Consider the following 14,715-nt stretch of genomic DNA (forward strand, 5'->3'; position numbering starts at 1 on the left):
CATGATCCGGCACGGCCGGGTCATGCGCTTTGCAAGTCAAAGAAATCGAGATCGCCGCGATGCGCTTTACTGATATTTTCATCAAACGCCCGGTCCTGTCGGTCGTCGTCAGCCTGCTGATCCTGCTGATCGGTTTGCGCGCGGCGACGACGCTGCCGATCCGGCAATATCCGAAGCTGTCGAACACGGTCATCAACATCACGACCGTCTATCCGGGCGCGTCCGCGGACCTGATCCAGGGCTTCATCACCACGCCGATCGAGCAGGCGGTCGCTTCCGCCGAAGGTGTCGACTACATCACCTCGTCCTCGGTGCTCGGCACCTCGACGATCCAGGTCTACATCAAGCTGAACTTCGATCCGAACCAGGCGCTGACCGAGGTTCTGGCCAAGACGAACTCGGTCAAATATTTGATCCCGAAGGAATCCAACGACCCGATCGTCACCAAGACCACGGGCCAGACCACGGCCGTGATGTATCTCGGGTTCTCCTCCGAAGAGCTGTCGGGCTCGGCGATCTCGGACTATCTGACGCGCGTTGTGCAACCGGTGCTGTCGACCGTCGATGGCGTGGCCTCCGCCGACATTCTCGGCGGCCAGACCTTTGCGATGCGGCTGTGGCTTGATCCCCTGAAGATGGCGGGCCGCAACGTGTCGCCTGCGGATGTCGCGACCGCGATCACCGCCAACAACTTCCAGTCAGCGGCGGGGCAGACCAAGGGCTATCTCATCGTCTCGAACGTATCGACGAATACGGGCCTGACCGACGTCAACCAGTTCAAGAAGATGATCGTCAAGGCCAAGGACGGCGGCTTCGTGCGGATGGAGGACATCGCCACCGTCGAGCTTGCGGCCCAGAGCACGGACGCGAGCGTCGCCTTCAACGGCGAGCACGCGATCTTCATCGGTGTGCAGGCAACGCCGCAGGGCAACCCGCTGACGCTGGTCAAAGGCGTGCGGGCGCTGTTCCCCGAGTTGGAGCGCAATCTGCCGCCGTCGATGAAGATGAAGGTCGCCTACGATTCGACCAAGTTCATCCAATCCTCGATCGACGAGGTCGAGAAGACGCTGGGTGAAGCCGTGATCATCGTGATCGTGGTGATCTTCCTGTTCCTGGCGTCGTTCCGTTCGGTCATCATTCCAGTCGTCACCATCCCGCTGTCGATGATCGGCGTCTGCACGCTGATGCTGGCGCTGGGCTTCAGCTTCAACCTGTTGACCCTGCTCGCGATGGTGCTCGCGATCGGCCTCGTGGTCGACGACGCCATTGTCGTGGTGGAAAACATCCATCGCCATCTGGAGGAAGGGAAAACGCCGGTCCAGGCGTCTCTGGAAGGCGCGCGCGAAATCGTGGGTCCCGTCGTCTCGATGACAATCACGCTCGCGGCCGTGTACGCGCCGATCGGTTTCCTCGGCGGCCTGACCGGCTCGCTGTTTCGCGAATTCGCCTTCACGCTGGCGGGCTCGGTGATCGTGTCCGGCGTGATCGCGCTGACGCTGTCGCCGATGATGTGCTCGGTGTTGCTGAAGAACACCGAAGAGGGTCGCTTCGCCAAGGCGGTCAACAAGGTGTTTGGTGCGCTGACGCGGTGGTATGGGCGCAGGCTCGACCGCTCGCTCGACTACAAGGCCATCACCGGCCTGTTTGCGGTGACCATCCTCGGGCTCGTCGGCTTCCTCTACATGCACACGTCGAAGGAGCTGGCGCCCGAAGAAGACCAGGGCATCGTGTTCGCGGTGACCAAGGCGCCGAAATACGCCAACATCGACTACGTCGACTTTTACGGCGAGAAGCTCGACAAGGAATTCCAGAAATTCCCCGAGACCGATCTGCGCTTCGTGCTGAACGGCATCAACGGCCCGCAGGGCGGTATCGCCGGCATGCTGCTGAAGCCGTGGGAGGACCGCAAGCGTTCGTCGATCCAGCTGAAGTCGCTGGTGCAGGCCGAGCTTTCCAAGATTGAGGGCGTGCAGGCGTTCGCGTTCAACCTGCCGCCGCTGCCGGGCGGCCCCGGCGGCCTGCCGGTGCAGATGGTGATCAACTCCACCGCCAGCTTCCAGACTGTCTACGAGCAGATGGAGAAGCTGAAGGCTGCCGCCCGCAAGAGCGGAATGTTCATCGTTTCCGACAGCGATCTTGCCTACAACCAGCCGAACGTGAAGGTGACGATCAACCGCACCAAGGCGCAGGATCTCGGCGTCAACATGCAGAACCTCGGCAGCACGCTCGCCGTGCTGCTCGGCGGCAACTACATCAATCGCTTCAACCTCGAGGGCCGTTCCTATCAAGTCATCCCGCAGGTGCCGCGCGGTCAGCGGCTCTCGCCGGAATCGCTCGCCGGCTACTACGTGACGACCAACACCGGCCAGCAGCTTCCGCTGTCGACGGTGGTGTCGATCGAGACCAAGACCGAGCCGAATTCGCTGACACATTACAATCAGCTCAATTCGGCGACCTTCTCAGCGGTACCGATGCCCGGCGTGACCGTCGGTGCGGCGGTGGACTTCCTCGAGAGCGAGGCCAAAAACCTGCCGCAAGGTTTCAGCCATGATTATCTCGCGGACAGCAGGCAATATGTGCAGGAAGGCAACCAGCTCGCGATCACCTTCGGCTTCGCGCTGATCATCATCTTCCTGGTGCTGGCGGCGCAGTTCGAGAGCTTGCGCGATCCGCTGGTCATCATGATTTCGGTGCCAATGGCGATCGTTGGCGCGCTGATCCCGCTGTTCTTCGGCGTGGCGACCATGAACATCTACACCCAGGTCGGCCTGCTGACCTTGGTGGGCCTGATCACCAAGCACGGCATCCTGATGGTGGAGTTCGCCAACGAGCTCCAGATCAACGAACGGCTCGATCGCCGCTCCGCCATCGAAATGTCGGCCCGCATTCGTCTGAGGCCGATCCTGATGACCACGGCCGCGATGGTGACGGGCCTTATCCCGCTCCTGACCGCGACCGGCGCAGGCGCGGCGAGCCGCTTCTCGATCGGTCTGGTGGTCGTCGCCGGAATGTCGATCGGCACGCTGTTCACGCTGTTCGTGCTGCCGGCGGTCTACGTGGTGCTGGCGACCGACCATCGCGCGGCGGCCGATTCCGAGCGGAACAAACAGGTCAACGATCTCGACCTTGGCTCCAAGGCGCTACGGCCGACCTGAGGCCGCAGGTAAGCCAACCCGAGGGCGGCAGCGGCTAATCCGTTGCCGCCCTTTTTCTATTGCCCCGGTTGCTTCGGCTAGCTTTTCCCCGCTCGCGAGAGACAAGGTCCCGTCTTCTTGCTAGGTTCGGCGGGATGAGCCTTTCCCTCCACCCTGACACCCCGCAAGCCAGGACGCTGCCAAGCGCGGCGCCGGTTGCCGTCGCGTCGGGCACGACGCCAGGGCAGGGGATCAGGAGCCGGCTCTTCACCAAATATGTGGCGCTGTTCGTGGCTGTCGTCGCGATCGCGCTGCTGGCCAACGGGCTGTTCGAGGTCCTCTTCTATTATCGCGAGCACAAGGCCGCGCTGATCCGGGTCCAGCATGAACAGGCCGAGGCAGCCGCGGCCAAGATTGGTCAGTTCGTCAAGGAGATCGAGAGCCAGCTCGGCTGGACCACGCAGCTGCCCTGGTCGGCGGGTTCGATCGAGCAGCGCCGCTTCGATGCGCTGCGGCTGCTGCGCCAGGTCCCCGCGGTTACCGAGCTCGCCCAGGTCGATGCGACCGGCAGGGAGCGGCTGCGGGTCTCGCGGCTCGCCATGGACGCGATCGACAGCGGCATCGACCTGTCGGACGATCCGAAGTTCACCGAGGCGGTCGCGCACAAGGTTTTTTACGGTCCGGTCTATTTCCGCAGGGAATCCGAGCCGTACATGACCCTGGCGCAGGCCGGGTCGCGCAAGGATGCCGGCGTCAGTATCGCGGAGGTCAATCTCAAGCTGATCTGGGACGTGGTATCCCAGATCAAGGTCGGCGAGCACGGACACGCCTACGTGGTCGGTCCGGAGGGACGCCTGATCGCGCACCCCGATATCAGCTTGGTCCTGCGCAATACCGACATGTCTGGTCTCAGCCAGGTGCACGCCGCGCTTGCCGGGGGCACCGCCTCGTTCGACGCGCTTTCCGAAGCGCGCAATCTCCAAGGACAGAAGGTGCTGACCGCGTCGGCGCCGATTGCGCCGCTGCACTGGACCATGTTCGTCGAGCTCCCGGTCGAGGAAGCCTATGCGGCGCTCTATGCCGCGTTGGAACGGCTTGCATTCGTGCTGCTCGCGGCGTCGATCTTCGCGGTGCTTGCCGGGATATTCCTGGCGCGCCGCATGGTCGGGCCGATCCAGGCGCTGCGGCGCGGCGCCGAGCGCATCGGCAGCGGCGATTTCTCCCAGCGCATCTCGATCCGAACCGGAGACGAGCTGGAGGGGCTCGCGGACCAGTTCAACGACATGGGCGAGCGTCTGCAGGAATCCTATGCGGACCTGGAGAAGAAGGTCGAGGTGAGAACGGCCGAGTTGACCGAGTCGCTCGAGCAACAAACGGCTACGTCGGAAGTGTTGCAGGTCATCAGCTCGTCTCCGGGCGAACTCGCGCCGGTGTTCCACAAGATGCTCGAGAATGCCACACGCGTCTGTGGCGCGAGTTTCGGCGTGATGAATTTGTGGGACGGCGAGAGTTTCACGATTGCTGCGGATTACAATGTGCCGCCCGCGTTCGCGGCTTCGCGGAAAGATATGGCAATCCGTCCGCATCCGGAGAGCGCGCTTGCTGAGGTCGTCAGGACACGTCAGGTTGTTCACGTGCACGATGTGCAACAAACTCCGGCGTATCTTGCCGGGGGGCCGACCATTCGTGGAATCTCCGACGTCGCCGGCGCCCGCACGATCGTCATCGTGCCCATGATGAGGGACAGCGAGCTGATCGGAACCGTCGCGGTCTATCGCAAAGAGGTCCGGCCGTTCACCGACAAGCAAATCGCGTTGGTTGAGAACTTCACGAAGCAAGCCGTCATCGCAATCGAGAATACGCGGCTTCTGAACGAGTTGCGCAAGCGTACGACGGAGCTGTCGCAATCCCTCGACGATCTTCGTACCGCGCAGGACCGCCTGATCCAGACCGAGAAGCTCGCGTCCCTCGGCCAGCTCACGGCGGGGATCGCGCACGAGATCAAGAACCCGCTCAATTTCGTCAACAATTTCTCGGCGGTGTCGACCGAGCTGATCGACGAGCTCAACGAGGCCTTGCAAGCGGCCTCGCTCGACGGCAAGACGAAGGAGGAGGTCGAGGAGCTGACCGGCATGCTCAAGAGCAACCTCGAAAAAGTGGTGCAGCATGGCAAGCGCGCCGATTCCATCGTCAGGAACATGCTGCTGCATTCGCGCGAGGGCTCCGGCGAGCATCGCCCCAGCGATATCAACGCGATCCTGGAGGAGAGCCTTAATCTCGCCTATCACGGCGCACGTGCCGAACGGCCCGGCTTCAATGTCACGATCGAGCGCGTCTTCGACCCCGCCGCAGGCATGGTCGATATCTATCCGCAGGAAATCACGCGCGTCTTCCTCAATCTGATCTCGAACGGCTTCTACGCCACCGCCAAGCGCAAGGAGAGCGACGCAGGCGCCTTCGAGCCCACGCTACGCGCGGCTACCAAAACTCTCGGCGAGAGGGTCGAGATCCGCATTCGCGACAACGGCACCGGGATCCCTTCCGATGTGAAGGAGAAGATGTTCAATCCCTTCTTCACCACCAAGCCGGCCGGCGAGGGCACCGGCCTTGGCCTTTCCATGAGCCATGACATCGTCGTGAATCAGCACGGCGGCACGATCGACGTGAACACCGAGCCCGGCGTATTCACCGAGTTCATCATCACCCTGCCGCGCATGATGGCGGCGGGCGACACTTCCGGAGGCAAGACTTGAACGTTTACATCCTGGTTGTCGATGACGAGCCCGACGTCGAGGCGCTGTTCCGGCAGCAGTTCCGGCGCGATTTGCGCGCCGGCCGCTTCCAGATGGAATTCGCGCCGTCCGCGCCCGATGCGCTGAAGCTCGCTGCCGAGGTTCGCGATCCCTCGTTGATCCTGATCCTGTCCGACATCAACATGCCCGGCATGAGCGGACTCGACATGCTGCCGAAGGTGCGTCTTGCGCATCCGGACGTTCCCGTCATCATGATCACCGCCTATGGCGACGCCGAGACGCGCCGGAAGGCTATCGAGCGCGGCGCAGTCGGACTTCTCACCAAGCCGATCGATTTCGCGCTGCTGCGGCAGGAAATCGACACGAGGCTCGGGCAAGCCGCATGACCGCGACCATCCTCTTCGTCGACGACGAGCCGGATCTCGAGGCGTTGGTCCTGCAAAAATTCCGCAGGCAGATTCGCGATGGGTCGGTGACCATCATGTTCGCGCGCGACGGCCTCGAAGCGCTGCAGTCGCTCGAGCAGAACCCCCATGTCGACATGGTGGTCTCCGACATCAACATGCCCAGGATGGACGGGCTGTCGCTGCTGGCGAAACTCCAGGAAGCCGAAGACAAGAAGTCCACCATCATCGTGTCTGCCTATGGCGACATGAGCAATATCCGCACTGCGATGAACCGCGGTGCGTTCGACTTCCTGACCAAACCGATCGACTTCGCCGACCTCGAGATGACGATCCAGAAGACCATCCGCCACATCGAAATGCTGCGTGAGGTGCGAGGCCGCCAGGCGGAGGCGGAGCGCGCCCATGCCGCGCTCTCGCGTCATTTCTCGCCCGAGCTCGCCAAGCGTCTGGCGGCCAGCGGTGAGAGCGAGGGAATCGAAGTGCAGTGGCGCGATGTCGCGACCATCTTCACGGACATTACCGGCTTCACCTCGCTGGTCGAGAGTGCGCCTCCGGAGACGCTGGGCGCGCTTCTCAACGAGTATGTCGGCGGCATGACCGAGGTCGTCTTCGCGCACGAGGGGACTGTCGCCAAGATCATCGGCGATGCGATCCAGGTGCTCTTCAACGCACCCGGCGATCAGCCCGATTATGCGACCCGCGCGGTCGCCTGCGCACATGATCTCGACGCCTGGGCCGAGGATTTTTCCGCGCGCTGGAAGGTGAGAGGCGTGAATTTCGGCACCACCCGTATCGGCATTCACGCCGGGCCGGCACTGGTCGGAAATTTTGGCGGCAACCGGTTTTTCGACTACACCGCGTATGGAGATTCCATCAACATCGCGGCACGGCTGGAAGCCGCGAACAAGCATCTGGGCACGCGGATTTGCGTCAGTGACGGCATCGCCGAGACGGCTGAGAATTTTCGAGGTCGTCCCGTCGGCGAGCTGATGCTGCGTGGACGCAGCGAACCGTTGCGCGCGTTCGAGCCGCTGGCTCCGGCCCAATTCGCTGCGCCGGAAACGGCGCTGTATTCCAAGGCTTTTGCCAAGATGGAGGCCGGTGATGCCGCCGCCATGCCGGCCTTCGCCGCACTCGTCGGCATGCATGCCGACGATTCCCTGGCCGGCTTTCACCTGAAGCGCCTGCTTAACGGCGACAAGGGCATTCGCATGCAACTGGAATAGGAGTCCGACATGGTTGGTGAATTTAGCGCCGGAAACTACCGTTTCATTCCGTCCGTATTTCAGTACTCGGCCGGTGCGGCCGCAGACGATGGCTATGAGATCGAGCGCGTCCGCTTCGACCGGCTGGTGCCGCTCGCGGAAGGGTTTGCGCTTGCCGCGAAGTATATTCAGGCGGCGGGGCGGCCGCTGACGGCGTTCTGCGCCTGCGAACTGCGCTCGCCCGCGGCCTTCAGCGAGGAAGGCTTTCGCGCGTTCAACCTGCACTATGTGAAGACGCTGTCCGAATGGGGCATCTTCGACGGCACCACCAATCCGGTCGCGCGCAGCAATGTCTGTCCCGAGATCGATCCACCGGCCAAGCCGTCGTTCTATGCGTTCTCCTTCACGCGGCCGACAGGCTCGAAGACGCCGAGCTTCGTGATATCAGGCGGCGCCGAGGCGCGCGAGGGCAGTGGGACCTATGTCGAGCGCACCGTGCGCTACCGCGACCTCAGCTTGGAAGGCCTTCGCGAGAAGGTGCGCTTCACGACGACGTCCCAGATGGAGAACAGGATGACGTCCTTCGGCTTCGGTTGGAAGGACACGACCGGCGTGCAGGCCTATTCCGTGCACGACTTCCACCACACGCTGGTCGACGAGCTCGTCCGCCGCGGGGCGTTGCGGTCCGGCCTGACCTGGCACTATGCCCGGCCGCCGGTGGTCGATCTCGAATACGAGATGGATTGCCGCCGTGTGATGCGCGAGGTCGTGATCTAGCTAGACTAAGGACCGGTGAGATCAGGCTCGTTTGCTGCAACGGGGGAGGTGTGCTCCCTCCCCCGCTTGCGGGGGGGGGGGTGGGGAGAGGGTATTTCCGCAATCGAGAACCCCCAAGAGGAGAGAGCCCTCACCCGGCGCATTGCGCCGGCCTCTCCCGCAAGCGGGAGAGGTGCACCAAGCCCGGGGCCGCTTAATTCAACCTATTCTCATTCCGCTCTAACGCTGCCTTGGATCGAGCGCGTCACGTAGGCCGTCGCCGAGCAGGTTCAGCGACAGCACCACGAGGAAGATCGCAAGCCCCGGCCAGATCGCCATCCAGGGCGCCTGGGTCAGGAAACGCTGCGCTGCGTTGAGCATGCTGCCCCAGGACGGCGCCGGCGGCTGCTGGCCAAGGCCAAGGAAGGACAGCGCGGCTTCGGCGATGATGGCGGCGGCAATCGATAGCGTCGCCTGCACCAGCAGCGCCGGCAGGATGTTCGGCAGGATGTGCGAAAACGCGATCCGCCACGGCGGGTTGCCGAGCGCGCGCGCCGCCTCGACATAGTCCTCGGCCTTGACGTTCAACACCTGGCCGCGGGTCAGGCGGATGAAGATCGGGGTTGCCGAGATGCCGATCGCGATCATGGCATTGCCGAGGCTCGGACCGAGGAATGCGGCGAGCGCGATCGCCAGGATCAGGAATGGGCAGGCCAGCATCGCGTCGGTCATCCGGCTGATCAGCGCATCGACGAAGCCGCCGCGATAGCCGGCGAGCAGGCCGAGCGGAACGCCGACGCCCAGCGCGATCGCGACCGAGATGAGGCCCGCGAGCAGGGACGCGCGCGCGCCGTAGACGACGCGGCTCAGGATGTCGCGACCGAGCTCGTCGGTGCCGAACCAGTGTGCCGCGGTGGGCGGCTTGCGGACGAGGCCCCAGCTCGTCGCGATCGGATCGTAGGGCACGACGAACGGCGCGAGCAGCGCGAAGCCGACGAACAAGGTGACCATGACAAGTCCGAATACTGCGGCCTTGCGTTTGAACAAGCGCCGCCGGGCGCGACGCGCCGGGCTGTCCAGCTCGTCAGCTTGCGCGATAGGAGCGGCGGCGGGCAGGGCGGCATCGGTCATGAGTCTAGCCCCGCAGCCGCGGATTGACGAGGATGTAGGCGACATCGGCAACGAGATTGAGGGTAATGTAGACCGTCGCCGTCACCAGCACGACGCCCTGTACGACCGCGTAGTCGCGGTTGAATACGGCGTCCACGATCAGTTTGCCGAAGCCGGGAATGGAGAAGATCTGCTCGGTCAGAACCGCCCCCGACAACAGCGTGCCGAGCTCGAGCGCGCCGAGTGTGATGATCGGCGTGAGTGCGTTGCGCATGGCGTGCTTGAGGATGACCGAGCGTTCGGACAATCCCTTGGCGCGCGCGGTGCGGACATAGTCGCTTTCCAGCACCTGCAGCATGGCGCTCCTGGTGTGCCGCATCAGGACCGCGGAAATCGCGTTGCCGAGCACGAAGGCCGGCATGATGGTGGCGGCGAGGCTCGCGCGCCAGTCCTCGGTCAGCGGCACGTAGCCGGACGCCGGCAGCCAGCCGAGCTCGATCGAGAACAGGAAGATCAGCATGATGCCGAGCCAGAAATTCGGCGTCGAGATGCCCCACAGCGCGAACAAATTGGCGCCATAGTCCCAGACGGTGCCCCTTTTCACGGCGGAGACGATGCCGGCGGGAATGCCGATCAGGAGCGCGATCAACATTGCCATCGAGCCGAGCTGGAGCGTCACCGGCAGCTTCTGCGCGATCAGCTCGCGTACCGGCATCTTGTTGCGCAGCGATTCACCGAAATTGCCTGATAGAACGCCCTTAAGCCAATAGACGTACTGTACGGGGATCGGCTGATCGAGCCGGTATTGATGGCGGATCTGTTCGATTGCCGCGGGATCGCGCTCCTCGCCGGCCATCACCAGCGCGGGATCCCCCGGCAGCAATTGCTGGAGCGAGAAGATCAGCAGCGACACGAAGAACAGTGTCGGCACGATCTGCACAATGCGGCGGGCGAGGAAGTTCAGCATGGCGCCGGCCGGTTGTCGGGCGATGCCACGCTCACTTGAACTTCAGCCCGACCACGCGCACCAGCCCGTCGGGCATCTGCCTGTATCCCTGGAGCTTGGTCGTGTGCGCAATCAGAAGCGTGCGGTGGTAGATGTAGATGATCGGCAAATCGTCGAGCAGGATCTTGGTCATCTTCTCGTAGATCGCTTTGCGCTCCGCGACATTGGCGGTCAGCCTTCCTTCTTCCATCAGCTTGTCGGCCTCCGGATTCGAATAGACGCCATCGTTCTGCGGTGCCTTGCTGCGCATGAAGATATAGGAGTTGCCGTCGGGATCGATACGACCGCTCCAGTTGATCTGGAAGATCTGGAACTCGCCGGCCTGGGCCTGTTTGAAGGTGGTCGCGAATTCGACGACGCGGACCTTGATGTCGAAACCTGCTTCGGCCGCCATGGACTGCACGACCTGGGCGACGGCCTCGTACTCGGTCCCCTTCGGCACCATGTAGTCGACCGTGACGGGCAGGCTGACGCCAGCCTCCTTCAACAGCGCCTTCGCTTTTGCGATGTCGCGACCATGAAGGGGGAATGCCTTCTGGTAATAGGGATGCGTCGGGCTGACCCATTGATTGCCGGGGGTGAACTCGCCGTTGAACACGACCTGGTTGATCGCCTCGCGATCGATCGACAGATCGAGCGCCTGACGGACTTTCGCCGATTGGCTCAGCGGCCCCTTGGCCTTGTCATTGCCAATATTGATGGTCAGGCCGAGATAGCCCAGCTCAGGCGCCGTTGACAGCACGAGCTTGGGGTCGGCGCGGACGTCCTTGATGTCGGTGGCGAGCACGCGCTCGATCAGATCGAGTCCGCCGGACTTCAGGTTGGCAAGGCGCACCGTGGCGTCCACGATCGGCAGGAACACGACGCGGTCGATATGGATGTTGTCCTTGTTCCAGTAGTCGGCGAATTTCTCGAACACCATGCGGTCCTGTTGCACGCGCTCGACGAATTTGTAGGGACCGGCGCAGACCGGATGCAGGCCGAACTTGTCGCCGGCCTCCTTGGCGGCCTTCGGCGACACCATCATGCCGGAGCGGTCGGTCAGCTGGGCGATCAACGGGGAGTAAGGCGTCTTGAGCACCAGCTTGATGGTCAGGGGATCGACCACCTCGACATGGTCGACGCTGGCGAGCTCGGACTTGCGGAACGAACCCGGCAGCGTCATGTGACGCTCGATCGAGAATTTTGCCGCTTCCGCGTCGAGCGGTTCGCCGTCGTGGAATTTCACGTTCGGCCGGAGCTTGATCGTCATCTCCTTGCCGTCGGCCGAGGTCTCATGCGACAACGCGAGCTGCGGCACGATGTTCAGCTTCTCGTCGATGTCGAACAGCTTGTCGCAGAAGGCGGAGAACACGATCCGCCCGACATAGGTGCGGCCGATGGTGGGGTCGAGGATATCAGGGTCTTCGCCGATGCCGATGCGAAGCGTGGTCTGGGCTTGAGCCTGGATTTGGGCCGCGCCTACGAGCGACGTCAGCAATGCCGACGCCAGGAGTGCCAAACGCATAGGACTCATCGCTCTCAACCTCTGTTTTACGGCTATGCCGGGTTCGTCCCCAATGAACTAACCCCGCTGCCGCGGACTGCTTCCGGGCCGCCGCTGAAAGCGGCGACCAATTTTTCGAGAACCGGGGAGAAGCCGCCGTCCGTTGGGACGATTGCCTCGGACGACGGCAGTTCCGACGTTCGGTGGCATGCCGTTGCATGTCCGATGCCATCCGGCACGAGCTGAGGCATTTCGCTGCGGCAACGGTCGACCACGTAGGGGCAGCGGGTGTGGAAGCGGCATCCCGGCGGCGGATTGAGCGCGCTGGGGATCTCTCCCTGCAGCACAATCCGGCTGCGCTTTGCCCGCGGTTTAGGCACGGGAATCGCGGACATTAGGGCCCGGCTATAGGGATGGCGGGGCGCGGCAAACAGTGCGTCCGCCGCCGCCGTCTCGACGATCTGGCCGAGATTCATCACCGCCACGTGGTCGGCGATGTGCTTGACCACGGCGAGGTCATGCGAGACGAAAATGTAGGCCAGCCCAAGCCGGTCCTGGAGCTCGCGCAGCAGATTGAGAATCTGCGAGCGGATCGAGACGTCGAGCGCCGAAACCGGCTCATCGCAGATGATCAGTTTCGGCTCGACCGCGAGCGCGCGGGCGATGGCGATGCGCTGGCGCTGGCCGCCGGAGAATTCGTGCGGGTAACGCCGCGCCAGCCGCGGCTCCAGCCCGACCAGCCGCAGGATCTCCTCGACGCGTTCGCGGCGCCGGGCGGGCGGCACCAGGTTGTGCAGCGCCAGCGGCTCGGTCAGGATCTGGCCGACGGTCATGCGCGGATTGAGCGAGGCGTAGGGATCCTGGAAGATGATCTGCGCCTCGCGGCGAAAGGCGCGCAGCGCGCCGGCGTCGAGCGAGAGCAGATCGCGGCCTTCGAAACGGATCGTGCCTGCATCCGGCTCGATCAGCCGCAGCACCAGGCGGCTGACGGTGGATTTGCCGCAGCCGGACTCACCCACCAGCGCCAGCGTCTTGCCGGCATCGAGCGAGAAGGAAACGCCATCAACGGCTTTGACATGCGCCAGCGCCCTTCCGAACAGCGAACGCTCGGCGACGAAATGCTTGACCAGGCCATCGACCTTGAGCAGCGCCATCACGACACCAGACGTTCGAGCGGCGCGCGGATGCAGCGCGAGAGGTGGCCGGGACTGATTTCGACCAGCCGCGGCGGCGCCTTGGTGCAGGCGTCCAGCACGAAGGGGCAGCGTGCGGCGAAGCGGCATCCCGCAGGCGGCTGCATCATGTTCGGAACCATGCCCTCGATCGTGGCGAGCTGTTCGGCGCGATGGTCGAGCCGCGGGATCGAGCCGAGCAGGCCGACGGTGTAGGGATGCTGCGGCGCTGAGAACAGCTCGTCCACCGGCGCGCGCTCGACGATCTCGCCGGCATACATCACCGCGACCTCGTCGCAGACTTCGGCGACGACGCCCAGATCGTGGGTGATCAGGATGATGGCCGCGCCGCTCGCCGCCTTCAACTCGCGCATCAGCTCCAGGATCTGCGCCTGCAGCGTGACGTCGAGCGCGGTGGTGGGTTCGTCCGCGATCAGCAGCCGCGGGTCGCAGGCCAGCGCCATCGCGATCATGACGCGCTGGCGCATGCCGCCGGAGAGCTTGTGCGGATATTCGTCGATCCGCCGCTCGGGCGAGGGGATGTGGACGCGACGCAGCAGATCGATCGCCCGCTCGCGCGCACTCCTGCGCGAACCGCCGCGGTGGCGCAGAATCGTCTCGACGATCTGGTCGCCGATGGTGAAGCTCGGATTGAGCGAAGTCATCGGCTCCTGAAAGATCATCGCGAGCCGGTTGCCGCGGAGGTCGCGCAGCGTCTGGTCCGATGTCTTAAGCAGGTCGAAGCCGTCGAAGCGGATCGCGCCGGAGATCTCCGCGCTCTGCTTTGGCAGCAGGCCCATGATCGCCAGCGACGTCACGCTCTTGCCGCAGCCGGATTCGCCGACGAGGCCGAGCGTCGCGCCATTGGCGACGCTGAGATCGACGCCGTCGACCGCGTAGGTGAGGCGGCCGTCGTCGCCGTGAAAACGAATGCGCAGATCGCTGATCTCGATGAGCGGGCTCGGGTTCATGATCGTTCTGCGCGCGCTGCGGCGATGCTGGCCTCGATGACGCTGCGATCGGTGTTGCCGGCCGGGTTCTGCCGCGTCGGCATGGAGGCGCGGAAGTGTACCCAGAGCTCGTGGCTGACCCGTTCGAGCCGCTCGAGCTCACCGAGCGGATCGGGATGATCGTCGGCGCGCAGGTCCAATGCCGGCCATTCCTCCTCGCCGTGGATCAGGAGCGCAGCGGATTGCTTGCCGCGCTTGTCGCCGCCGGCGGCCTCGCCCGCGCGCATCGCGGCGAGCAGGCGGCGCGGGAAGGGCAGGCTGTCATTGGCGATATAGGTTTTTGCGGTCTCGTCGAGCACATCGGCGCCCGCGAGCATGTTGCCGGCGATCGAGAAGCCGCTGCCGGCTATTTGGCCGCACCAGTCGACGCAATCGCGCCCGGTATGCGCGGCGATCGCGCCGCTGGCGTCCATGATGTGGATCTGGCGGCTCTCGCGGCCGTCATCGGTTGCGAGCAGGCTGGCGAGAACATCATGTGCGTTGAGGCCTTCGCGCAAAAGCTTGACGCCGTCGATGCCGTAATATGGATTGACGAAGGCCTGCGTCGCGATGGCGCCGAGGCCGGCGGCGATATAAGGCACGCGCGCGCCGACGGCGAAGAAGCGCGTGGCAACGGCGATGCCGAACTGGCCGGTAGCAGAATCGCGCGCGATGATCGACCAGGTCATGTGCTGCC

11 protein-coding genes are annotated in these 14,715 nt (G+C 63.9%); 5 read left to right on the forward strand and 6 right to left on the reverse strand.

Annotated features, from left to right (window positions below; all coding sequences use genetic code 11):
* Window positions 1-59: 59 nt before the first annotated feature.
* From ABIB91_RS18210 to cnbZ, 5 genes are all read left to right on the forward strand, one after another.
* Window positions 60-3,155: a MexW/MexI family multidrug efflux RND transporter permease subunit gene (locus ABIB91_RS18210; protein ID WP_007593878.1), complete on the forward strand. Its 3,096-nt coding sequence runs from the start codon at window positions 60-62 to the stop codon at window positions 3,153-3,155.
* 134 nt (window positions 3,156-3,289) lie between these two features.
* Entirely contained in the window at window positions 3,290-5,887 is a 2,598-nt protein-coding gene (locus tag ABIB91_RS18215; protein ID WP_354163058.1) for an ATP-binding protein, read from the forward strand.
* Window positions 5,884-6,273 (forward strand): response regulator, encoded by a 390-nt coding sequence (locus ABIB91_RS18220; RefSeq protein WP_007593876.1) that lies wholly within the window; start codon window positions 5,884-5,886, stop codon window positions 6,271-6,273. Before ABIB91_RS18215 ends, ABIB91_RS18220 begins: the two co-directional genes overlap by 4 nt.
* Window positions 6,270-7,520, forward strand: coding sequence for an adenylate/guanylate cyclase domain-containing protein (locus ABIB91_RS18225; RefSeq protein ID WP_007593875.1), 1,251 nt, complete (start codon window positions 6,270-6,272; stop codon window positions 7,518-7,520). Before ABIB91_RS18220 ends, ABIB91_RS18225 begins: the two co-directional genes overlap by 4 nt.
* Before the next feature lie 9 nt (window positions 7,521-7,529).
* Window positions 7,530-8,276, forward strand: a complete 747-nt coding sequence (cnbZ, locus tag ABIB91_RS18230) for a 2-amino-5-chloromuconate deaminase CnbZ (protein ID WP_354163054.1) — start codon at window positions 7,530-7,532, stop codon at window positions 8,274-8,276.
* A gap of 219 nt (window positions 8,277-8,495) precedes the next feature.
* Here the strand turns inward: cnbZ and ABIB91_RS18235 are convergent, their stop codons facing one another.
* From ABIB91_RS18235 to ABIB91_RS18260, 6 genes are read right to left on the reverse strand one after another with little or no spacing between them, the layout of a single operon-like run.
* Complete coding sequence (locus ABIB91_RS18235; RefSeq protein ID WP_354163051.1) at window positions 8,496-9,386, reverse strand: ABC transporter permease; 891 nt, start codon at window positions 9,384-9,386, stop codon at window positions 8,496-8,498.
* A gap of 4 nt (window positions 9,387-9,390) precedes the next feature.
* Window positions 9,391-10,332, reverse strand: a complete 942-nt coding sequence (locus tag ABIB91_RS18240) for an ABC transporter permease (RefSeq protein WP_354163048.1) — start codon at window positions 10,330-10,332, stop codon at window positions 9,391-9,393.
* Window positions 10,333-10,363: 31 nt separating this feature from the next.
* A complete protein-coding gene (locus tag ABIB91_RS18245) occupies window positions 10,364-11,887 on the reverse strand; it encodes an ABC transporter substrate-binding protein (protein ID WP_354163045.1) in 1,524 nt (507 codons plus the stop codon).
* Window positions 11,888-11,910: 23 nt separating this feature from the next.
* Window positions 11,911-13,011: an ABC transporter ATP-binding protein gene (locus tag ABIB91_RS18250; protein WP_354163042.1), complete on the reverse strand. Its 1,101-nt coding sequence runs from the start codon at window positions 13,009-13,011 to the stop codon at window positions 11,911-11,913.
* Complete coding sequence (locus tag ABIB91_RS18255) at window positions 13,011-14,000, reverse strand: ABC transporter ATP-binding protein (protein ID WP_354163039.1); 990 nt, start codon at window positions 13,998-14,000, stop codon at window positions 13,011-13,013. Before ABIB91_RS18255 ends, ABIB91_RS18250 begins: the two co-directional genes overlap by 1 nt.
* Window positions 13,997-14,707 carry a DUF1028 domain-containing protein gene (locus ABIB91_RS18260; RefSeq protein WP_354163036.1) on the reverse strand — a complete coding sequence of 237 codons (711 nt, stop codon included), beginning with the start codon at window positions 14,705-14,707 and terminating at the stop codon, window positions 13,997-13,999. The genes ABIB91_RS18255 and ABIB91_RS18260 overlap by 4 nt, the downstream gene beginning before the upstream one ends.
* Between the last annotated feature and the right edge of the window lie 8 nt (window positions 14,708-14,715).

It is taken from the genome of Bradyrhizobium sp. JR4.3 (genome assembly GCF_040547695.1).
Taxonomy (GTDB): Bacteria; Pseudomonadota; Alphaproteobacteria; order Rhizobiales; family Xanthobacteraceae; genus Bradyrhizobium; species Bradyrhizobium canariense.